This is a genomic window from Micromonospora sp. CPCC 205558, from assembly GCF_036902955.1.
Lineage (GTDB): Bacteria > Actinomycetota > Actinomycetes > Mycobacteriales > Micromonosporaceae > Micromonospora.
This window is the reverse complement of sequence record NZ_JBAKHR010000044.1, coordinates 21705-42373: the sequence shown is the minus strand read 5'-3', so window position 1 is coordinate 42373 and position 20669 is coordinate 21705. Positions and strand designations below refer to the sequence as shown.

Genomic DNA, 20669 nt, shown 5'->3' with positions numbered 1-20669 from the left:
CGCCGTGGCGACGAGCACCTCGGCCCGGACGCCGAATCGTTGGCAGGTTGGCCGGCTGGTGGAGCGCCGGGTGGAGACACCGACCGCGCAGACTTTGGTGCTGGAGGTGCCGGACTGGCCGGGGCACCTGCCCGGGCAGCACGTCGACCTGCGACTCACCGCCCCGGACGGTTACCAGGCGGCCCGCTCGTACTCCATCGCCGGGCCGGCCGTGGACGGGCCCGGCGGCCCGCGCATCGAGGTGACCGTCCAGCGGGTGCACGACGGCGAGGTGTCCCCGTACCTCATTGATGTCTTTGGCGCCGGCGAGCCGGTGGAGGTACGCGGACCGCTCGGTGGCTGGTTCATCTGGCGGCCCGAGGAGACCGCGCCGGTGCAGCTCGTCGCCGGTGGCTCCGGCATCGTGCCGCTGATGGCGATGATCCGGGCACGGCGGGCGGTGGGCAGCAAGGCACCGTTCCGGCTGATCTACTCGGTGCGCACCCCCGTCGACGTGATCTACGCCGACGAGCTGCGCCGCCGGGTCCGCGACGACTTCGGGCTGGACATCGCGTACGTCTACACCCGCGAAGCACCGGACGGCTGGCGCGGTGAGCCGCACCGGATCGGTCTGGCCGACGTCAACACGCACGGGTGGCCGCCGGACCTGGAACCGCTCACCTACGTCTGCGGCCCGACCGCGTTCGTGGAGACCGTGGCCGACCTGCTGGTGGGGCTGGGGCACCCGTCGCGCCGGGTCAAGACCGAACGTTTCGGCCCCACCGGTTGACCACCCGCTCGCTCACGCAGTGTCGAGGAGATCAGATGACCGAGATGTCGTACATGGACGGCAACATGCTCGACGGCCCGATGCGCGAGCTGTTCACAGTCGACCTGAGCAGCGCGGTGGGCCGCTGCGAGAACTGCGGGATGACCGGGTCGATGGCCAGCCTGCACGTCTACTCGCACGCCCCGGGCCTCGTCGCACGCTGCCCCTCCTGCGAGGAGGTGATGATGCGCCTGGTGCGCGGGCCCGACCGGGCCTGGCTGGACATGCGCGGCACCACCTTCCTCCAGGTGCCGATGCCGATGGAGCAGACGTTCCCCGGCCCGCTCTGACGGAAGGCTCGCCCGGCTGAGGCAGGATGGCCGGATGAGCGCCGGTCGATGGCGTGGTGTGCCGCTCGCGGTCCGGTGCGTGGTGGCTGTCGCCGTGCTGGTCTTCGCCTACGGCACCGCGGTGCACGTGGTGCAATTGCTCCTGCCCCAGTTCGGGCCGCAGCTCGCCCTCCCCGGCTGGCTGACGTTCTACTTCATGTCCCTGACGCTGTGGGATCCGGTGGCGGCGATGCTGTTGGTTGCTCGCCGGGTGGAGGGGCTCGTGTTGGGCTGCGCGGTGCTAGTGACGGACGCGGCCGCGAACGGGTACGCCAACTACGTGCTGGACCCTGCGGCCGGTGTCACCCCGGGCCGGATCGGGCAGGCCGTCATCACCGCCCTCGCCGTCGGTCTCGTCGCGCTCACACCGTGGCTGGCCCCGTGGCTGGCCCCGTACGCGGTTCAGCGGCGCTGAGTGGGCCTGGCTACCGCGTCTCCCGGCTGGCCTCGGCGAGGACAGCTTCGACCACGGCGTCGGGTTGGTCCTTGTGGATGTAGTGGCCGCTGGGTCGAGGTCGTCGGAGCTGAGCAGGCGCTCAAGTCTTCGGCGGACCGGCTTGTGGCCCCGCCCTGCCGGGGGATGACCCCGCCGAAACTCGGGTGCGGTCGACCCGGCACACCTCTAGGCTCCCGCTCCGACGGCTGGCACGGCGTCCGGTCCGAGGGGAGATGAGCGCAGCGATGACCGCACACCTGTTCGCGATCAGCTTCGACGCGAGCGAGCCTCGGCGGCTCGCGCACTTCTGGTCCGGGCTGCTGGGGCGGGAGATCGTCGACGATCCACGCGACGGCGTCCTGCTTCCACCCACCAACGACAACGGGTTCCACATCCGCTTCGCCCCGAACCAGCAGCCGAAGGTCGTCCAGAATCGGATGCACTTCGACCTGACCAGCAGTTCGCTGGAGGACCAGCAGCAGACTGTGGCTCGGGCGTTGGCGTTGGGCGCACGGCACATCGACATCGGGCAGGGCCCGGAGATCGATCATGTGGTGCTCGCCGACCCCGAGGGCAACGAGTTCGACGTCATCGCTCCGGGCAACAACTTCCTCGCCGGCTGCGGCTTCGTGGGTGCGCTGGCCTGCGACGGATCGCAGCAGGTCGGGTACTTCTGGAGTGAGGCGCTGGGGTGGCCGCTGGTCTGGGACCAGGGCGAGGAGACCGCGATCCAGTCACCGAACGGCGGCACGAAGATCTCCTGGGGCGGTCCGCCGTACATGCCGAACGGAGGCAGGGACCGAGTGCGGTTCGACCTCGCCCCGGCTGTCGACGTCGACCCGCAGGTCGAGGTTGCCCGTCTGCTCTCGCTCGGAGCGACCCTGGTCGGCACCGACCAGGACCGGGCCGGCCGGTTGGTGCTGGCCGACCCCGATGGGCAGGAGTTCAGCCTCCTGACGCCCCTCTAGCGCGGCCATCGCTCGCATGATCGTGCTTGATCGGTGATGTAAGCGCCGATCTTGCGGTTTCTGTTGTCGACTTGGGTGGAATGCGGCTTGTGTCGGGACAGAAAGTGCAAGATCGCGGAGCAGGGGCGGTGCGGGCGCGGTGATCATGCAGTTGTGGTGCCAGGTTTGGCGGTTTGTGGGCGTTTTGTTGCCCATCACAACTGCATGATCGGCGAGGCGGCCGAACAGCCGTCCCGCCTAACGCAATGGCGTTGACATCCTTGTTCGAGCACGATCACGCGACCGCGGGGCGCCACGCACCGGGCGGCCGGTTGGACAACGGTGGCACCGGTCGGTCAGAGTGATCCGCCGTGAGATACCTGCGTACCGGTGGTCCCGCCGCGATCAGGCGGCCTCGGCCCACCGACTCCGACGAGTTCGTCGCCGCCGCGCGGCGCAGTCGGGACCTGCACCACCCGTGGTTGAACGCGCCGGCCAGCCCCGAGGAGTACGAGCTCTATCTGCGCCGGATCCGTCGCCGCGACAGCGCCGGCTACCTGATCTGCGACCGGGCCAGCGGCGAGATCGCCGGCTACGTGAACATCAGCGGGATCGTGCTCGGTGCGCTGCGCGGTGGCTACCTGGGGTATGCGGCGTTCCTGCCGTACAGCGGGACCGGGCACGCCTCGGCGGGCGTCGCCCTGGTGATCGACCACGCGTTCACCTCGGCCGGCTTGCACCGGCTGGAGGCGAACATCCAGCCGGGCAACGAGCCGTCCCGGCGGGTGGCCCGCAAGCTCGGTTTCCGGTTGGAGGGCTTTTCCCCGGACTACCTGTTCATCGACGGTGCCTGGCGCGACCACGAGCGTTGGGCGATCACCGCGCCAACCCCCGCCTGACCGTCGGCCCGGCCGCGCCGGGCCGACGGTCGGTGCGTCACTGCGGGAGCGGGGCGGTCTCCGGCGGCGTGGTGGGGGAGTCCAGCCACGCGTCGATGAGCGCGGTGAAGTCGTGGCCGGTCTGCTTGTTGACGTACGCGGTGAACGACGCCCGGGTCTGCTGGGTGTGCAGGTTCTCCTGCACCCAACCGCGTGCCAGCGCGAAGAACCGCTCGTCGCCCAGCGCCTGGTGCAGTTGGCGCAGCATCGCGGCGCCGCAGGTGTAGACGTTCGTCGCGCCGAACTCGGCGGGGTCCGGCTTGCTCGGCGGGCCGTACTCCTTGCGCAGTTCCCCGTCGCGTTGCCGGCTCGACTTCACCAGCTCGGCGTCGGAGAGCCCGTACGTGTCCTTCTCGTAGAGCTTCTGCGCGTAGAGGCCCCAGCTCTCGTTGAGCCACATGTCGCGCCAGTCGGTGAGCGTGACGGCGTCACCGAACCAGTGGTGGGCGTACTCGTGCACGGCGGTCAGGGCGAACATCTGGTCACCGCGTGCCGGTTGGACCTCGCCCATGGTGACCATCTGCTGGGTTTCCATGGCCGAGCCGGACTCGACCATGACCAGGCCGGCGGAATCGAACGGGTACGGCCCGAAGCGCTTCTCCAGCCAGGTCAGGAACGCCGGGGACCGCTTGAGCATCGGCAGGTACCGGGCGTCCTTCGCGCGGTACCAGGTGGTGACCGGGATGCCGTGGGGGCCCTCGGCGGACAGCTTCTTGTACCTGCCGACCGCCAGCGTCGTCGCGTACGACGCCACCGGGGCGGTGCTGCGGTAGGTGAACGTGTTGCCGTTCTGCCCGACCGGGGTGCCGCTGGCCACCCCCGTCCAACCCTTCGGCGCGGTGACCGCGATGTCGTAGAGCGCCTCGTCGGAGGGGTGATCGTTGGCCGGGTACCAGGTGAAGGCGCCGAACGGCTCCTGCATCGTCCAGATTCCGCCGTCGCTGTCGACGGTCAGCCCGAGCGGGTGGGAGTCACCCCGCTTGGATGGCATCGGGGTGGTGGACGGTTTGCCGTGGTAGCCGACGACGAGCGTGATCGGGACGTCCGCCCGGACCGGCGTCTCGACCACCAGCTTCTCGCGGGTCACCGCGCCCTTGGCGTTCTTGCCGTCGACCGTGAGCGTGTCGATGGTGTACGGCTTGAAGTCCAGGCTCACCGACTGGGCGTCCCGAGTCGGGCGCAGGTGCACTGTCGCGGTGCCGGTGAGGGTGCGCGTGGCGGGCGACCAGTTCAGATCCAGTCCGTAGTGCAGCACGTCCACCGCGTCGGTGCCGCGCTCGGGGTAGAGCGGGTCGACGACCGGCTCCGAGACACCAGCCGCCCAGGCCGCGTACGGGCCGGAGAGCGCCGGTGCGCCGGACGGGGTCGAGAAGGTGCCACCTGAGGTAGGTGCGGTTGTTGGGTCTGCTGTGCAGCCGGCGAGCAGCGTCAGGGACGCCAGCACGGCGACGGTGGATCGGGTACGCACCTGTGAGCTCCGAGGGTCGGGGACGTGTTGCGCGACTTCAAACGCCCTGGCCACGCCGGTAAGTTGCTAGCACCCGGGTTGCCATCTTGTTAATTCGTTCCCCAGGAGCCCCGGTGGGGTTGGGCTGAGCCCGCCGCCGACCTGAGCGCGGGTGGCGCCTCGGACGTTTGTCGCTGGCTGCGACGGGAAACGGCCCGCAATGACGAAACCTCGTGTGGTGATCGTGGGGGCCGGGTTCGCCGGTTACCACGCGGCGAAGACGTTGAGCCGGATCGCCCGGGACCGGGCCGAGATCGTGCTGCTGAACTCCACCGACTACTTCCTGTACCTGCCGCTGCTGCCCGAGGTGGCGGCGGGGGTGGTCGAGCCCAAACGGATCGCCGTGCCGCTGACCGGGACGCTCAAGGGCGTACGGGTGGTGATCGGCGAGGCGGACCACGTCGACCTGCAGAACCGCTGGGTCGGCTTCACCCAGGCCGAGGGGGACAAGAACCGGCTGGCGTACGACCGGTTGGTGCTGGCCGTGGGCAGCGTCAACAAGTTGCTGCCCATCCCGGGGGTGACGGAGTACGCGCACGGCTTCCGCGGCCTGCCCGAGGCCGTCTACCTGCATGATCACATCGTCCGTCAGGTCGAGCTGGCCGAGCAGGCCGAGGACCCGGCCGAGCAGCAGGCCCGGGCCACCTTCGTGGTGGTCGGGGCGGGCTACACCGGCACCGAGGTCGCCGCGCACGGGCAGCTGTTCACCGACGCGTTGCACGCCCAGCGGCCCCGGCTCGGCGTCCGCCCCCGCTGGATGCTGCTCGACGTGGCGTCGCGGGTGCTGCCGGAGTTGGACAAGCGGATGTCGGACACCTCGCACAAGGTGCTCAACAAGCGTGGGGTGGACGTGCGGATGGGCACCTCGGTGGCCGAGGCGACCTGCGACGGGGTGAAGCTCACCGACGGTGAGTACGTGCCGACCTGCACCCTGGTGTGGTGTGTGGGGGTGCGCCCCGACCCGTTCGTCAACGAGTTGGGCCTGCGGACCGACCGGGGTCGACTGGTGACCGACGAGTTCCTCAACGTTCCCGGCTACCCGGAGGTGTACGCGTGCGGCGACGCCGCAGCCGTGCCCGACCTGGTCAACCCGGGGAAGGTCTGCGGGATGACGGCCCAGCACGCGCAGCGGCAGGGCAAGCGCGCGGCGTACAACATCGCCGCGTCGTACGGTTTCGGCCGGCGCAAGCCGTACAAGCACCACGACCTGGGCTGGGTTGTCGACCTGGGTGGCAAGGACGCGGCGGCGAACCCGTTGCACGTCAACCTGGGCGGGTTGCCGGCCAAGGCGGTCACCCGGGCGTACCACCTGATGGCGATGCCGGGAAACCGCACGCGGGTCAGCGCCGACTGGGCGTTGGACGCCGCGTTGACCCGGTCCGCGGTCCAGTTGGGCCTGGTGCCGGCGAACGCGGTGCCGTTGGAGAGCACCACCCCCGAGGTCGCGACCCGGGCCCGTTGAGCGGGTAGCCCGGTCGCCGGGCAGCGGGGCCGGTACTGGCTGGCGTCGGCCGCACCCGCGCCGGTCGGTCAGTCAGGAGATCCGGCCGGCCGCGCCGACCGGGGGGCCGGACCGGCCGGCGGGGCGGGCCGGAGCCGGCGCGGGCCGTACTCGCGGAGCAGGGTCTGGACGATGCCGGCGGCGGGGATGGCCAGCAGCGCGCCGAGCAGACCGGCCAGCTCCGCCGCGAGCAGCAGGCTGACCAGCACGGTCAACGGGTTCAGCCGCACCGAGCGCGACAGGATGAGCGGTTGCAGCAGGTGGTTCTCCAGCTGCTGGTAGAGCACGAAGAAGACCAGCACCACCACCCCGGCGGTGGGGGAGTGCAGGAAACCGGCGCCGGCCGCGATCACCGCGCCGAGGGTCGCCCCGACCAGCGGTATCAGGTCGGCCACCGCCACCAACAGGGCGATCACGGCCGCGAAGGGCACCCCGGTGAGGGCCAGCACCGCGTAGGTCAGCGCCCCGCAGATCACGCTGATCAGCAGGTTCCCGGTGAGGTAGCCGGTGACGGTGCGCGACACCTCCCGGCCCACCCGCCGCAGCCGCTCGCCCTGACCGTCCCCGGCCGCCGCGAGCAGGCCGCAGGTGATCCGCGGCGCCTCCAACACCATGAGGTACGCGAGCACGATGACCGTGACCAGCCCGGCGATCGACTCGACGACGCCCCGCAGCACACCGACCGCGGGTTGGCGCAGCCGGCTGCCGAAGTCGCGCAGCTGCTCGGAGTGTTCGCTGACGTAGCGCCGCGCCCCGGTGCGCTCCAGCATCTGCCCCACCGGGCCCTGCCCGGCGCGGGCCTCCCGCAGCAGCTCGGGCGCCCGGTCGGCGAAGCGGCCCACCTCCCCGAACAGCGGCACCAGGATGAGTGCGGCCAGGATCGCCAGCAGCACGAACGCGCCGAGGAACACCAGCAGCGTGGCCAACGCCCGACGCCGGACGAGGCGCCGTTGCAGCCGGTCGACGAGGGGTTTGAGCGCGACGGCGAAGAACGCGGCGACCACCGCCCAGACCAGCACCCGGCGGGTCGCGTACACGAAGCCCAGCGCGAGCGCGGTCGCCAGCACCAGACCGATCACGATCAGGGTTCGGCGCGCGGTGCCCCGATCGTCGGTGTCGCTCACCCGGCGCGACTTCCCCGCGCACACCGTCGGAAACCCGGCATCGGGGACGCAACGGTGATCAGTGGCGGGAGGTGCCCTCCTCGTCGGCGACGGGGTGGGCGCCGGCGACGAACGTGTCCAGCGCGGCGGCGTGCAACAGACCCCCGGGCACCGGGTCGCGCAGGGCGGCCACCGCCAACCGGGCCACCGGCAGCCCGCCGGGGCGGGAGGTCGCGGCCAGCACCAGATTGCCGTACCTGCGGCCGCGCAGCATCCGCCGGTCGCCGACCACGCACACGTCGGCGAAGACCGCCCGCAACGTGGCCACCTGCACCCGGGTGCCGACCAGTGGCGGCAGGTCCGTGACGTTCACCAGATACGTCCCGTCGGGGCGCAGGACGCGGGCCACCTCGGCGGCGAACTCGACGGTGCGGACATGCCGGGGCATCCGGGCCGCCCGGTAGATGTCGGCGATCACCAGGTCGTAGCGCCCGGCCGGGGTGGCGGTCAGGGCGTCCCGGGCGTCGGCGACCTCCACCCGCACCTCCGCCGGCAGCGGTGGCAACTCCCGAGCCACCAGCTCGACCACCGCCGCGTCCCGCTCGACGACCCGTTGCGGGGAGCCGGGCCGGGTGGCGGCCAGCCAGCGGGGCAGCGTCAACGCGCCGCCACCCAGGTGCAGGACGCTCAGCGGCGTGTCGGGCGGGGCCGCCACGTCCACCGCCGAGGCGATCCGCCGGACGTACTCGAAGTGCAGGTGGCGGGGATCCTCGACATCCACGTACGACTGCTCGACCCCGGCGGAGAGCAGTGTCCGCCCGGTCCGGCGGACCGGGTCGGCGACCAGTTCCAGCCGGTCGGCGGCGCGGTTCATGTCCGGCACGCTAGCCGAGCCCACCGTCCACCCGATCGGTGGCCCGGCGCGACGGACGGGCCGGCGGAGCGGGGTCGCCCCCGGCCCGCCGGCCCGCCCATGGTTCGGTAGCCGGTCAGCCGCCGGCCATTCCGGCCCCCACCTCGTCGATGGCGTCATCGATCTGGCGGGCGAGGTCCACGTCGAGCGCGGTCACCCCGTTGGCCTGATTGGTCCGCACGGTCAACACGGCGGCGGTGTCTCCCGGACGCCCGATGCCCGGCCCGCGGCCGTTCTCCTGGCGCAGCCGGTCGAGTCGGGCGAGCACCCGGTCCAGGTTGTCGGGCGGCAGCGCGACCACCCGGTAGAGGCCCTGGGTGTCGCCGGTCCAGTAGGGCAGGTCGTCGAGCGCCGCCCTGATCTCGTCGGCGTCCAGGGTGGGTGTGGTGGTGGAGGCGCCCACCAGGCCGCCGCCGGCTTCCGGCGGGCTCAGCAGGTCGCGCAACCCGTCGGGTACGTGCAACGACTCGACCAGGTCGCCGTCCTGCTCGGCGAGCGCGGCGATCGTCGCCTCCGCCTGGTAGCGGGCCTGCTCCGGGGTGTTGCCGCTGATCCGGCCCACCTCGGCGAGGAAGCCGGGCAGGTCCCGGTGCCGCTCGATGCCGTCGACCGGCACCACGTCGTGCAGCGACGCTGGCACCGCGGCGAGCAACCGTTGCCGCTCGGCGGCCTCCAGGGCGAACGCGAGGACCAGCACTGTCGCCTCGGTGCCCACCTTGGCCGTCTTGAAGTCGACCCCGGCGCGACGCCGTACCTCGTCGACCAGGTCGTGGTAGCCCATGCTGCGCACACCGGCCGCGCCGCTCGGCGGGGACGGCTGAGGGCGCGGGTTGTCGGCGTTACCGACCGGCGGCGGTGCCGGCCCACCGCGGGTGCTGTCCGGTTTGTGCGGTCCGGCCGCTGGTGGGCCGGCTCGCTTGCCCGCCTCAAGGCTCTTGAGCTGCTTGGAGGCGCTCAGGCTGGCGCCGATCTCGCTGGGCTGGCGATTCTGTTCCCGGGCCTGCCGGGCCAGCGCCCGGCGCCGCTGGTTGTCGCCCTCCATCTGCTTGCGCATGGTCGCACCCCTTCCGCTGGGGATCGTGGCTGCGCCAGTCGCCTTCCCGCCGTCGCGGAGGACGAAACGGAGGCCGCCGGCCGGGGTCGGAACGGCCTCCGCCCGCTTCATCCGGCAGGGGTGAGGGGTGCTCACCCGCACGGCCCACATGATCGGGTCAGGACCGGAGTTCTTCCGAGGTACGCGGAAGGAAGGTCGTCATGAAGGAGATCGTCGAGATCGTCCCCGCCCGACCCGGCTGGTACGCCCGCTGGCAGCTCACGCCTGAGGTCACCAGGTGTTATCCGGTGAGCCTGTGGGCGCTACTGGAGGAGGCCGACGGGACCGGCCGTGAGGTAATCGGCATGGACTGCATCGGCCAGTGGCCCGGCGCGGACGACAACGAGGCGGGTGGGCAGTTCGTCCGCTACCTGTACCAGACGCCCGATTCGGGGGAGCCAGAGGACGTCGACGAGACCCCGATCGGCGAGCTGCGTGAAGACGGCCCCCGGCTCCAGCCGATGACGGCACCCTAGACATTCCTCCGGCCCCCGACCCCAGGTCCCAGGGTCGGGGGCCATCCCCGTTCGCATCCGGGGATGGCCTGCGGATCAGCCGATCGCGCGTACGTCGTCGTCGGAGTAGGCCACGGCCAGCAACTCACTCAGGCCGGTGCGGTCCAGCATCCGCTGGAGCTGCGGACTGACGCCGGTCAGCCGGATCGCCCCGGCGGCCCGGTGCACCACCAGCAACGCGCTGAGCCCGGAGGAGTCGCACAGGGTCACCCCGGTCAGGTCGACCAGCACCGGGGCGTCGCCGTGCAGCTCGGCCGCCGCAGCGATCAGCTCGGGCGCGGTGTCGTAGTCGAGGTCGCCGGTCAGCCGGAGTCGGACGTGCCCGGCGGCGAGCCGGGTTGTCTCGATTGTCAACAGCTGGTCAGGCATCCGTCCATCTTCCTTGTCGGGCGACAAAACGCAAAGCGGGGGCGAGGACACGCATCCGTTTCCTTCGTCCGGCGTCCCCCGCCGTGGCGGTGCCCGCCACCTGTCGTGGGATGCCGCTGTCCGGGTTCGGGCGTAGGGTGAGCTGGTGAGGCTCAGCTGGTGACTGCTTCCGACGTCAGGGACTTCGACCCGGGCGACGGACGGCTCTCCACGCCGAGCACCACACAACCCTCGCCGTCGTCCGCCGACGTTCGCCGCCCCCCAGCGGCTCTGCCGCCGCTGGCCCCCGATCGGGGCCAGGTCGCACCCGACTGGTTCGAGGTCGTCGAACATTTTCGTGAGGGCCTGGTGGTCTGCGACGCCGACGGCGTCGTGCGGCACGTCAGCCCGGTGGCCGAGCGGTTGCTGCCCGAGGTGACGTCCGGCGAGCTGCTCAGCGCGGCCGGGGTGCCCGGGCTGAGCGACGATGCCGGCGGCGGGTTCACCCATCGTGGGCGGCGGCTCACCGCGCGCCAGGTGCCGCTCTCCGGCGCCCGCTGCTGCTGGTATGTCGAGGACGTCACCGACAGTGTCAGCCGCGCCGACGCGCTGCTCGCCGAACGGGCGCGCTCGGCCTTCCTGGCCGTGGTCGGCGACAAGCTGGGCAACCCTCTGCACCCCGACCGGGCCGCCGCTGCGGTCGTCCGACTCGCCGTGCCGACCCTGGCCGAGGTGGCGGTGCTGGTGCTGGCCCCGCGGTCCGGGCGCGCCCGCTGGTGGCGGGCCTCGCGCACCGACGAGGACGCGCCGGCGGTGGACAGCGGCGTGCTGGTCGGCGGCGAGCTGCCGACAGCCGTCGCCGACGGGCTCACCGGGGCCGAGCCGCACGCGGTGGACTGGCTGGTCGAGCAGGCGGTCGACGCTGGTTGGCTGCCGGGGCTCGTCGGCACGGAGAGCGTCGCCCGGGTCGTCCCGCTGCCGGGCCGCGACGCACCGGTCGGTGTGCTGCTGGTGGCCCGCCGCGCCACCCGCTGGTACGACGAGGACGACGTGGAGCTGGTCCGCGCGTTCGCGGCCCGAGCCGGCGCGGCGTTGACCACCGCGCTGCTCTACCGCGACCAGGCGGAGGTGGTCGACACTCTCCAGGCCAGCCTCCTGCCGGTCGAGCCGGTCGAGGCCGTCGGCGTGCAGTGGGGCACCGCGTACCGGCCCGCGCAGGCGGGGCTGCGCATCGGCGGCGACTTCTACGGTTCGCACCGGCTCACCGACGGCGGCTCGCTGTTCTTCCTCGGCGACGTGTCGGGCAAGGGCGTCGAAGCCGCCGTCTTCACCGGCCAACTGCGCCAGTGCCTGCAGGCGCTGCACCGGTTGGAGTCGCATCCCGCGCGGTTGCTGCAGCTGCTCAACGACGCGTTGCTGGAGACCACCCAGGCGCACGGCCAGGGCCGCTTCGCCACGATAGTGCTCGGCGTGGCCCGGCCGGAGCGCGACGGTGGCCTCACCCTCAGCATGGCCGGCGGCGGGCACCTGCCGCCCCTGGTGCTGCGCGGCTCCGGTGAGGTGGAGGCGGTGCCGTTGCGCGGCATGCTGATCGGGGTGGTCCCCGACCCCCGCGTCGGGGAGGTGACCGTGCGCCTGGCGCCGGGCGAGACCTGCCTGCTCTACAGCGACGGTGTGACCGAGGCCCGGGGTGGTCGGCGCGGGGACGAGCAGTTCGGCCCCGAGCGGCTGGTCACGGCGCTGACCGGCTGCCAGCGGATGCCCGCGCCGGCCCTGGCCGAACGGGTCGAGCAGGTCACCTGCGACTGGCTGGCACAGGGCGACCACGACGACATCGCCGTGCTGGCGTTGCGAGCGGTTGGCCTGAGCGGTCGCGGCGGGCGGCACCTGCGCTCGGTGCCCGCCGGCATCGACCAGACAGAGGGGACTGACGCGTGACCGCCGCCACGGCCGCTGCCGACCTGGGTGAGGCGTACTCCGGTTACCTGGACCACCTCGCCGACGCCGACGAGTATGCCGCGACCGACCTGGCGATCGGCCTGCTCGACGCCGGCGTCGCGGCGGAGCGGGTGCTGCTCGACCTGGTCGCGCCCGCCCAGGCCGAGGTGGGCGAGCGGTGGGCGCGCAACGAGTGGAGCGTCGCCCAGGAACACGCGGCCACCCACATCAGCGAGCAGGTGGTGGCTGCGGTGTCCGCGCACGTCAAGCCGCGGCCGACCGGCGGCCGGGTGGTGGTCGCCTGCATGGACGGCGAGTGGCACGCGCTGCCGCCCCGGCTGGTGGCCGAGGTGTTGCGGTTACGCGGGTGGCAGGTGACCTTCCTGGGTGCCAGCGTGCCCGCGGCGCACCTCGTGTCGTACCTGCACCGCTACGACGCGCACGCGGTCGCGCTTGCGTGCGCGCTGCCGATGCGCCTGCCGCACGCCCACCGGATGATCGAGGCATGCCGTCGCTCGGACGTGCCGGTGGTGGTCGGCGGGCGCGGGTTCGGCGCGGACGGCCGGTGGGCGCGGCGGCTCGGGGTGGCCTGGGCGCCGGACGCGCCCTCGGCGGCCGAGCTGGTCGCCGACGAGCGGACGCTGCGCGGGGTGCCGCCGGCGCGGCTGGCCCACCTGGCCGACGACGAGTACGCCAGCCTGGTGCGTCGTCGCGGTGAGCTGATCGACAGCGCGTTGGCCCAGTTGCTGGAGCGGGTGCCGGCGGCACGGGCGTACACCGCCGCGCAGCTCGACGCGACAGTGAGCGACCTGGGCCACATAGTGGATTTCCTGGCCGCCGCGGTCTACGTCGACGATGCCTCGTTGTTCACCGAGTTCGTGCAGTGGCTGTCGGGGATCCTGCTCAGCCGTGGGGTGCCCGTCGGGGCGATCGCCCTGCCGCTGGAGCACTACGGCGCCGCGTTGCGGGACTTCCCCCGGGCGGCCCGGGCGCTGTCGCTGGGGTGCGCGGCGCTGCCCGATATGCCCCGTTGACCGACCCGCCGCCGGCTTCGGATCGATCACCGCGCTCGGCGGCGGTCGATCAGCTCTGCGTATACTTGCCAGACCGCAAATGTCCCGCCGTGGGTGGGAGCGAGGGGGAGAACGGTGACGTTCAGCGTCAACTACGTCCAGCGCGACGGGGGTGGCGCCTGCCTGCGGCTCGCGGGCGAGCTGGACCTGAGCACCGCCCCCGAGCTGGCCGCCGTGATCGACCGGCTCACCGCGACGGGCGAGACCCGGGTGCTGCTCGACCTGACCGACCTCACGTTCTGCGACTCCACCGGGATGGCCGTGTTCGTCCGCGGCGACAATCGGGCGGCGGCCGACGGGGGGTGGCTCCGGCTCACCGGCGCCCATGGGCGGGTCGAGCGGGTGCTGCGGGTGACCGGCCTCGCCGACGTGTTGCGCTACGAACCGGAGTCGGTTGACCCCGCGCTCCGCAGTGCTTCCTGATGGGCTAAATTTTCCCGCCAGCATTTTCGCCAGTGCGGTGACCGTCAGGGTCCCGTCCCCGCCGACTCTGAGGCAGGTAGTGATGGGCGTAGACAGCCCGCAGCCGGTACGCATCCTGGTGGTCGACGACGACCCGGGTGACGTGCTGATGATCGAGGAGGCGCTGGCGGACTCCGACGTCGACAAGATCATCGACGTGGTGAGTGACGGCGAGGAGGCGATGGAGTTTCTCCGCGCCGAGGGTCGACACGAGCAGGCCCACCGACCGGACATGATCCTGCTCGATCTGAACATGCCGCGGATGGACGGTCGGCAGGTGCTCGGCGCGGTCAAGCAGGACGAGGATCTGCGGACCATCCCGATCGTCGTGCTGACCACCTCCAACGCCGACACCGACATTCTCGGCAGCTACACGTTGCAGGCCAACGCGTACGTCACCAAGCCGATCGACCTGGACGACTTCAACGATGTGGTCCGCCGCATCGACGAGTTCTTCGGCCGGGTCGTCGTGCTGCCCAAGCGCGGGTGACCCTGCGCCACCCTGAGCGCATGCTGAACATTTTTCCCGAACCTCCTCGGCGCGAGCGGTCCCGGCCGAGGATCCAGGTGGGGAAGTAACAGCACCTGCCTGGGGGGCGACAGCATGAGGTTCTCGGTCGTTGAAAGCGGTTACGACCAGCGGCAGGTGGATTACTGCCTGGACGAGTTGGGGATCCGGTTGTCCCGGCTCGCGGCGCGGGCCGAGGGCGTGGCCGGGGCGGCCCGGGAATGGGACGAGATCCGCCAGGAGGCGGCCTGGCTCAGTGGGCTCCTGCAACGGCTGGACCTGGGCGACGCCGCCGTCACCCGGTACGCCGCAGACGCGGTGCGGCGCGAGGCCGCCGAGATTCTGGCCCAGGCCCGCGTCGAGCTCGACGAGGCCCGCGAGGAGGCGCGGCGGGTGCGGGAGCGGGCGTACGCGGAGGCCGTGCAGGCCCGACGTGACGTCGAGGCGGCGTTGGACGCCCGCCGACGGCGCGAGGCGCGGGTGGAGGAGATCCTCAGCCAGGTGACTGTCGACCAGGTGCCCGCCGACACCCCGACCGCGGCGGCCGGGGTTCCGGGCAGTCGCGTGGGCGTCGGCGGGCTGGACGCGGGCGCGGAGCCGCCGCCGGGCCGTCGCTGAGGCCGTCGCAGGGCCGCCGCCGGGCCGTCGCTGAGGCCGTCGCTGAGGCCGTCGCTGAGGCCGTCGCCGGGCCGTCGCCGGGCCGTCGCAGGGCTGCCGCCGTCGCTGAGGCCGGCGGCACGGGCCTGGGCGCCCGTGCTCAGGCGGTGAGCGCCGCCGCCACGGTGGTCGCCCGGTCCTCGTGCTGGGCGTACGCGTCGGGGTAGGCGGAGATCTGCACGGCCTGGGCGGCGGCGGTGACGCTCATGTCCTGCCAGCCGGGGATCTCGTTGAGCGCGCTGTAGAAGGCCCGCGCGGCGTACGACGGGCGCATCAGCTGGGCCACCGTGCCCCAGCCGCTGCTGGGCCGCTGCTGGAACAGCCCGACCGAGTCGTGGTCGGAGCCGCTGCCCTGGTTCGGGTACTGCGCCGACTCGGGGAGGACGTCGCTTGCCAGGTTGTAGAGGTTGCTCTCCTGCATGGCGGTGGCCAGTGCCACCACCAGGGCGCGGCGCGGCATCTTCATCTCCAGGCCGACGTCCACGATGATCTTCGCATTGTCCATCTGTGCCTGGTCGAGGCCGGCGACCGGCCGGGGGCGGCGTGGCTTGACCGGCTTCTTGGGCGCCTTACGGACGATGGTGGGAGTGGGCGTCGGCTTGGCCGTCGGGCTGGGCAGGATCCGGGCGGGGGCGGCGTCGCGGTCCAGCGACCGGGAGGCGCGTTCGTCGGCGATGGCGGCGCGGTCGGCCACCGCCTCGGCGAGCGGCTCGACAGGACGAGGGGTGTCGTCGTTGCCCCGGGCGGTGGCGACCGCGACGAGGCTGAGGCAGCAGGTGACACCGGTGGCCAGCGCGACCCGCACCGGGGTCGAGCCCAGCAGGGCCCGCCTCGTCGGCTCGGGAGCGCGGTGACGGCCGATCGTCCGTTCGGTTGATGCGGCGTCGTCCGAGAGGGTGGTCGGGCGCGCGTCGGTCAGCTTCTGGGCGGAGGGGTCGTCGGGATGCACCTGCCGAGGCTAAAGAGCTGAATGGCCGACGCCACCAGCCGATACGGTGGCATGCGCCACAATTTGCCCTGATCTTGCCGACTTAAGTGGGCAAAACCCCAGCGAAGCCAATCAACCTCGCAGATCACTCCAGACGGTTATGCCCGACTTGCCGGGCGAATGCGGTCCCCCCGCCACTCCGCCGGCCGCACCTCCAGCAAACGTCATGACTCAGCCGAACAACCGAGGCCCACCCCCACCAACCGGCCCCCAGACCCCCCCAGACCCCCCACCTCGGCGATCTTGCACTTGCTGTCGCGGCATAGGGGGCACTACGCCTCATATCGACGACCGAAAGTGCAAGATCGGCGCGGTGGGGCGTGCGTGCGGGTGGGTGGGGCGTGCGGGTGGGTGGGTGGGTGGGTGGCGGGGGAGGACCTGGAGCGTGGAGTCAGTGTCGGCCGTTCTCGGCTGGGGTGACTGTCAGTCGGTGTCGGCTGGTGTCGCTGCTGGAGAACGGCCAGAGCCGGTCGGCGTACTCGACCAGGTCGGCCAGTTGATCTCGGCTCAGGCCGGCTGAGGAGATCTCGGCGTGCACGTCGGCCCGGTACCGGCCGTCGTCGTCCCGTCCCAGCCTCGCCTCCGCCCGGACCTGCAAGGTGTGCGCCTCGTCGGTGATCTCCCCGGCCACTTCCACCGCCGCGTGATGCAGGCAGGACGCGAAGGCCGCAGCCAGCAACTGTTCCGGGGTCAGCCCGGTGCAGTGCGGCGCCAGCGGTGAGGCCAGCGCGGTGGAGAGCCCGCCATCGTCGGTGCGTACGTGACCGCCCTCGGCGGTCGCTGTGGCTTCACGCAGCCAGGAACTCTGATCCGGCATCGCGTTTCTCCCGTCGCTCACCGGCTCGGCTACCCCGCCGCCGCCCGACGAAACGCCGTGGGCCGTACGGTCAGCGGCCGGAGGGCATGCTCGGCTCGTCCACCAGCGCCACCGCCTCGGTGGCCTCCGCAGCGGCCCGTTCGGTCCACGGCGACGTCGAGGCCTGGCGGCGGGCCGTCGGGATCGTCATCGGCACGTACACCCGCGCGTCCACCGCCTCGGCCAGCAGCAGCGCCGCGACCAGGCTGCTCGGACGCCGCTCGGGGTCGTCGGCGAGGCAGGAGTGGCACAGCTCGGCGACCTCCGCCGGGAGCCCGGCGATGTCGGGCAGCGGCTCCGGCGGCTGGCAACGGCGTACGGAGAGCAACTCGCTGGCGGTCGCCGCGCGGTACGGCAGGCGGGCGGTGAGGCTGTAGTACAGCAGCACGCCGAGGGCGTACATGTCGGCGGCCGGGGTGGCCGGTGCCTCGTCCAGTTGCTCGGGCGCCAGGTACGCCGGGGTGCCGAGCACCATCCCGGTCGGCATCGGGTCCAGTGCTCCGGCGGCGATGGCGATGCCGAAGTCGAGCACCTTCACGCCGGCCGGGGTGAGCATCACGTTGGCTGGCTTGACGTCGCGGTGCACGATGCCTTCGGCGTGCGCGGCGGCCAGCGCGGCGGCGACCTCCGCGCAGACCCGCACCGCGATCTGCCAGTACAGCGGCCCGTTGCGCAGGTGCACGGCGAGCGTCTCGCCCTCGGCCAACTCCATCACGATGTAGGGCACCGGTCGGCCCGGCCACGTCGAGGAGGTGCCGAAGTCGTGCACGCTCGCCACGTTGGGGTGCACGAGGCGGGCCGCCGAACGGGCCTCGGTGCGGATCCGGTCCACCAGGCCGTCCTGATCGTCGCGACCGGGCGAGATGAGCTTCACCGCGACCGGCCGGTCCAGCACCTGGTCGTGCCCGCGCCACACCTCGGACATCCCGCCGACACCGATGCGCCCTTCGAGCCGGTACCGCCCGTCCAGCGTGCGCATCGACCACTCCTCGCCCTCGCCCCGCCGGCGGCGGGTGCTCAGGTGCCGGTACCCGCGCGTTGAACTGGGCAAACCGGAGCAGGATTCGGGTCGGATGCCCCCGCGCACCTCGCTGCGCTCCGGCGGCGGGTGCGGTAGCTTGCGAGCCAGAGCCGGTGTCACCGATTGTGCCGGCACGGTCACCGAGGGGACGCCGCGATGAGCGAGGTCACCGTACGCTTCGTCGGCGGGCCCGCGGACGGTCTGGTCCGGCTGCTGCCGGCCGGGTCGGACGGCGCCCCACCCCAGCGCTGGGTCATGCGGCACCCGGACGGTACGGGCCCGGTGCAGCCCGGCCCCGACCACCTCTACGAACGTGACCGGCCGGACGAGGCGGGCGGCTGGAGCATGCGTTTCGTGCGCACCGACGCGTACGGGGTGTCCGAGTGACCACGAGGCGGGGCTGACCGGTGGCGACGCCGGCGTCGCGTCGGCCCGGCCGCACAGCTGACGCACAGCTTCCGCAGGGGCGCGGTACAGACATCGTGGCCACGATGGGGGCATGGTCATGAACGGGCAGGCCGCGCCGAGCCGGATCGAGCTGCGTCGCCCGGACGGCGAACCCGTCCGGGTGCTGGTGGTCGACGACGAACCCACGCTCACCGACCTGCTGTCGATGGCCCTGCGCTACGAGGGCTGGCAGGTCCGCACCGCCGGCGACGGCATGACGGCGTTGAGCACCGCCCGCCAGTTCCAGCCGGACGCCGTGGTGCTCGACGTGATGCTGCCCGACCTGGACGGCTTCCAGGTGCTGCGCCGGCTACGCGAGCACGCCCCCACCGTGCCGGTGCTCTTCCTGACCGCCCGCGACGCGGTCGAGGAACGCATTGCCGGGTTGACCGTGGGCGGCGACGACTACGTCACCAAACCGTTCAGCCTGGAGGAGGTGATCGCCCGGCTGCGCGCGCTGCTGCGCCGCTCCGGGCTGGCGATCGCCGCCCGGGAGGAGGCGGTGTTGACAGTCGGTGACCTCAGCCTCGACGAGGACAGCCACGAGGTCCGCCGCTCCGGCCAACTCGTCACCCTCACCGCCACCGAGTTCGAGCTGCTGCGCTACCTGATGCGCAATCCGCGTCGGGTGCTCAGCAAGGCGCAGATCCTCGACCGGGTGTGGAACTACGACTTCGGCGGCCAGGCCAACGTGGTGGAGCTGTACATCTCGTACCTGCGTAAGAAGATCGATGCCGGTCGGCCGCCGATGATCCACACTCTGCGCGGCGCGGGCTATGTCCTCAAGCCCGCCGAGTAGGCGCCGCCCGCTGCGCGCCGCCCGCGGCTGCCTGGCCGGGCGGTCCCTGCGTACCCGACTGGTGTTTGCCCTGCTCGCGCTGCTGGCGTTGGTCAGCGTCGCGATCGGCGGCCTGACCACGGTGGCGCTGCGGCACTTCCTGATCGACCGGCTGGACGCGCAGCTGGCCCCCGCGACGGGCCTGCGGGGGGACCGTCCGGGGCGGCCGGCCTTCCCCGGCAACGGACCGGCCATCCCACCCGGGTTGCCGTCCGGCACGGTGGTCGCCGAGATCGCCGACGGTCGGGTGACCAGCGCCCGGACCCTGACCAACAGCGCCTCCGACGCGTTCCCCGACCCGAGGTCGGTGCCGGTGGGGGAGGTCGCCGCGCTGGCGGACCTGACGGTCGACACCGCACCGCGCACCGTCGACCTCGGCGATCGCGGTGACTACCGGGCCGTGGCCCGGCAGTACTGGGACGGCCGGGTGCGCGTCGTCGCGATCCCCCTCGCCGGCGTCCAGGAGATCGTCTGGCGGATGGTCGCGGCGCAGCTCGGGGTGGCCGCAGCCGGGCTGATCATCGCCGGTGCCGCCGGAGCGCTGATCGTGCGGGCCACCCTGCGCCCACTCCACCGGGTGGCCGCCACCGCCACCCACGTCGCCGAGCTGCCCCTGGACCGGGGGGAGGTGGCGCTCGCCGTCCGGGTGCCGGCCGCCGACACCGACCCGCGCACCGAGGTCGGTCAGGTCGGCGCGGCGCTGAACCGGATGCTGGGCCACGTCGCCGACGCGCTCTCCGCCCGGCAGGCCAGCGAGACCCGGGTACGCCAGTTCGTCGCCGACGCCAGCCACGAACTGCGGACGCCCCTCGCGGCGATCCGCGGCTACGCCGAGGTGGCCCGGCGGGGCCGCGACGAGGTTCCCGCCGACGTGGCGCACGCGCTGCGCCGGGTGGAGTCGGAGAGCACCCGGATGACCAGCCTCGTCGACGACCTGCTGCTGCTGGCCCGCCTCGACACCGGCCGTCCCCTCGCTGTCGAACCGGTCGACCTGACCGCCCTGGTGGTGGATGCGGTCAGTGACGCGCACGTCGCGGGTCCCGAGCACCGGTGGCAGCTCGAACTGCCCGACGTGGCGATCCGGGTGCCCGGCGACGCCGCCCGGCTGCACCAGGTGGTGGCGAACCTGCTCACCAACGCCCGGGTGCACACCCCGCCGGGCAGCACTGTCACCACCACGTTGGCCGTCGACGCCGCCAGCGCCGTGCTCACCGTCGCCGACGACGGGCCCGGGGTGCCGGTGGAGCTGCAACCAGAGATCTTCGAGCGGTTCGCCCGGGGCGACAGTTCCCGGTCCCGCGCGCAGGGCAGCACCGGCCTCGGCCTCGCGATCGTCGCGGCGGTGGTGGAGGCCCACCACGGCACCGTCGGGGTGCAGAGCCGTCCAGGTCGGACCGTCTTCACCGTCCGGTTGCCGAATCCCACAGCTGACGCATAGTTCGC

23 protein-coding genes are annotated in these 20669 nt (G+C 72.4%); 15 read left to right on the top strand and 8 right to left on the bottom strand.

The genetic code is table 11. From position 1 onward, the window contains the following. Positions 1 to 4 precede the first annotated feature (4 nt). The 5 genes from V6U86_RS31285 (at position 5) to V6U86_RS31265 (ending at position 3419) form a co-directional block, all read left to right on the top strand. Complete coding sequence (locus tag V6U86_RS31285; protein WP_334509728.1) at positions 5 to 769, top strand: ferredoxin reductase; 765 nt, start codon at positions 5 to 7, stop codon at positions 767 to 769. A gap of 35 nt (positions 770 to 804) precedes the next feature. Further along, positions 805 to 1098 carry a DUF6510 family protein gene (locus V6U86_RS31280; protein ID WP_334509709.1) on the top strand — a complete coding sequence of 98 codons (294 nt, stop codon included), beginning with the start codon at positions 805 to 807 and terminating at the stop codon, positions 1096 to 1098. Positions 1099 to 1132: 34 nt separating this feature from the next. Continuing rightward, entirely contained in the window at positions 1133 to 1552 is a 420-nt protein-coding gene (locus V6U86_RS31275; RefSeq protein ID WP_334509707.1) for a hypothetical protein, read from the top strand. Between the two features lie 266 nt (positions 1553 to 1818). Beyond that, entirely contained in the window at positions 1819 to 2541 is a 723-nt protein-coding gene (locus V6U86_RS31270) for a VOC family protein (RefSeq protein ID WP_334509705.1), read from the top strand. 350 nt (positions 2542 to 2891) lie between these two features. Next, positions 2892 to 3419: a GNAT family N-acetyltransferase gene (locus tag V6U86_RS31265; RefSeq protein WP_334509703.1), complete on the top strand. Its 528-nt coding sequence runs from the start codon at positions 2892 to 2894 to the stop codon at positions 3417 to 3419. A 37-nt stretch (positions 3420 to 3456) separates the two neighbouring features. Here V6U86_RS31265 and V6U86_RS31260 read toward each other — a convergent pair whose 3' ends face one another. Beyond that, entirely contained in the window at positions 3457 to 4926 is a 1470-nt protein-coding gene (locus V6U86_RS31260; protein WP_334509701.1) for a M1 family metallopeptidase, read from the bottom strand. Positions 4927 to 5125: 199 nt separating this feature from the next. On the opposite strand from V6U86_RS31260, the gene V6U86_RS31255 reads away from it, so the two are divergent. Then, the gene (locus tag V6U86_RS31255) at positions 5126 to 6427 is read left to right on the top strand and encodes an NAD(P)/FAD-dependent oxidoreductase (RefSeq protein ID WP_334509699.1); all 1302 of its coding nucleotides are present in this window, start codon (positions 5126 to 5128) and stop codon (positions 6425 to 6427) included. A gap of 68 nt (positions 6428 to 6495) precedes the next feature. Here V6U86_RS31255 and V6U86_RS31250 read toward each other — a convergent pair whose 3' ends face one another. The 3 genes from V6U86_RS31250 to V6U86_RS31240 all read right to left on the bottom strand — a co-directional run bounded on the left by V6U86_RS31250 (position 6496) and on the right by V6U86_RS31240 (position 9536). Continuing rightward, positions 6496 to 7590 carry an AI-2E family transporter gene (locus V6U86_RS31250; protein ID WP_334509697.1) on the bottom strand — a complete coding sequence of 365 codons (1095 nt, stop codon included), beginning with the start codon at positions 7588 to 7590 and terminating at the stop codon, positions 6496 to 6498. Positions 7591 to 7648: 58 nt separating this feature from the next. Continuing rightward, complete coding sequence (locus V6U86_RS31245; protein ID WP_334509695.1) at positions 7649 to 8443, bottom strand: spermidine synthase; 795 nt, start codon at positions 8441 to 8443, stop codon at positions 7649 to 7651. A 115-nt stretch (positions 8444 to 8558) separates the two neighbouring features. Further along, positions 8559 to 9536 carry a DUF2267 domain-containing protein gene (locus tag V6U86_RS31240; protein ID WP_334509693.1) on the bottom strand — a complete coding sequence of 326 codons (978 nt, stop codon included), beginning with the start codon at positions 9534 to 9536 and terminating at the stop codon, positions 8559 to 8561. 200 nt (positions 9537 to 9736) lie between these two features. On the opposite strand from V6U86_RS31240, the gene V6U86_RS31235 reads away from it, so the two are divergent. Then, positions 9737 to 10051, top strand: coding sequence for a hypothetical protein (locus tag V6U86_RS31235; protein WP_334509691.1), 315 nt, complete (start codon positions 9737 to 9739; stop codon positions 10049 to 10051). Positions 10052 to 10126: 75 nt separating this feature from the next. Here the strand turns inward: V6U86_RS31235 and V6U86_RS31230 are convergent, their stop codons facing one another. Then, complete coding sequence (locus V6U86_RS31230; protein WP_334509689.1) at positions 10127 to 10459, bottom strand: STAS domain-containing protein; 333 nt, start codon at positions 10457 to 10459, stop codon at positions 10127 to 10129. A gap of 159 nt (positions 10460 to 10618) precedes the next feature. On the opposite strand from V6U86_RS31230, the gene V6U86_RS31225 reads away from it, so the two are divergent. The 5 genes from V6U86_RS31225 (at position 10619) to V6U86_RS31205 (ending at position 15037) form a co-directional block, all read left to right on the top strand. After that, positions 10619 to 12376, top strand: coding sequence for a PP2C family protein-serine/threonine phosphatase (locus tag V6U86_RS31225; protein WP_334509687.1), 1758 nt, complete (start codon positions 10619 to 10621; stop codon positions 12374 to 12376). Beyond that, positions 12373 to 13410, top strand: coding sequence for a cobalamin B12-binding domain-containing protein (locus tag V6U86_RS31220; RefSeq protein WP_334509685.1), 1038 nt, complete (start codon positions 12373 to 12375; stop codon positions 13408 to 13410). Before V6U86_RS31225 ends, V6U86_RS31220 begins: the two co-directional genes overlap by 4 nt. A 114-nt stretch (positions 13411 to 13524) precedes the next feature. After that, the gene (locus V6U86_RS31215) at positions 13525 to 13872 is read left to right on the top strand and encodes an STAS domain-containing protein (protein ID WP_334509683.1); all 348 of its coding nucleotides are present in this window, start codon (positions 13525 to 13527) and stop codon (positions 13870 to 13872) included. A gap of 82 nt (positions 13873 to 13954) precedes the next feature. Beyond that, entirely contained in the window at positions 13955 to 14401 is a 447-nt protein-coding gene (locus tag V6U86_RS31210) for a response regulator (RefSeq protein WP_334509681.1), read from the top strand. A gap of 114 nt (positions 14402 to 14515) precedes the next feature. After that, positions 14516 to 15037 (top strand): ATPase, encoded by a 522-nt coding sequence (locus V6U86_RS31205; RefSeq protein WP_334509679.1) that lies wholly within the window; start codon positions 14516 to 14518, stop codon positions 15035 to 15037. 139 nt (positions 15038 to 15176) lie between these two features. Here V6U86_RS31205 and V6U86_RS31200 read toward each other — a convergent pair whose 3' ends face one another. The 3 genes from V6U86_RS31200 to V6U86_RS31190 form a co-directional block, all read right to left on the bottom strand. Next, positions 15177 to 16025, bottom strand: coding sequence for a hypothetical protein (locus V6U86_RS31200; RefSeq protein WP_334509677.1), 849 nt, complete (start codon positions 16023 to 16025; stop codon positions 15177 to 15179). A 430-nt stretch (positions 16026 to 16455) separates the two neighbouring features. Next, entirely contained in the window at positions 16456 to 16881 is a 426-nt protein-coding gene (locus V6U86_RS31195; RefSeq protein WP_334509675.1) for an OsmC family protein, read from the bottom strand. 70 nt (positions 16882 to 16951) lie between these two features. Next, positions 16952 to 17899 (bottom strand): serine/threonine-protein kinase, encoded by a 948-nt coding sequence (locus V6U86_RS31190; protein WP_334509673.1) that lies wholly within the window; start codon positions 17897 to 17899, stop codon positions 16952 to 16954. A gap of 198 nt (positions 17900 to 18097) precedes the next feature. Here V6U86_RS31190 and V6U86_RS31185 point away from each other — a divergent pair, with 198 nt between their 5' ends. The 3 genes from V6U86_RS31185 to V6U86_RS31175 all read left to right on the top strand — a co-directional run bounded on the left by V6U86_RS31185 (position 18098) and on the right by V6U86_RS31175 (position 20664). Beyond that, positions 18098 to 18328, top strand: a complete 231-nt coding sequence (locus V6U86_RS31185) for a hypothetical protein (protein ID WP_030491015.1) — start codon at positions 18098 to 18100, stop codon at positions 18326 to 18328. A 112-nt stretch (positions 18329 to 18440) separates the two neighbouring features. Further along, positions 18441 to 19187 (top strand): response regulator transcription factor, encoded by a 747-nt coding sequence (locus V6U86_RS31180; RefSeq protein ID WP_334509671.1) that lies wholly within the window; start codon positions 18441 to 18443, stop codon positions 19185 to 19187. A gap of 31 nt (positions 19188 to 19218) precedes the next feature. Next, positions 19219 to 20664: a sensor histidine kinase gene (locus tag V6U86_RS31175; protein WP_334509726.1), complete on the top strand. Its 1446-nt coding sequence runs from the start codon at positions 19219 to 19221 to the stop codon at positions 20662 to 20664. Positions 20665 to 20669: the final 5 nt, after the last annotated feature.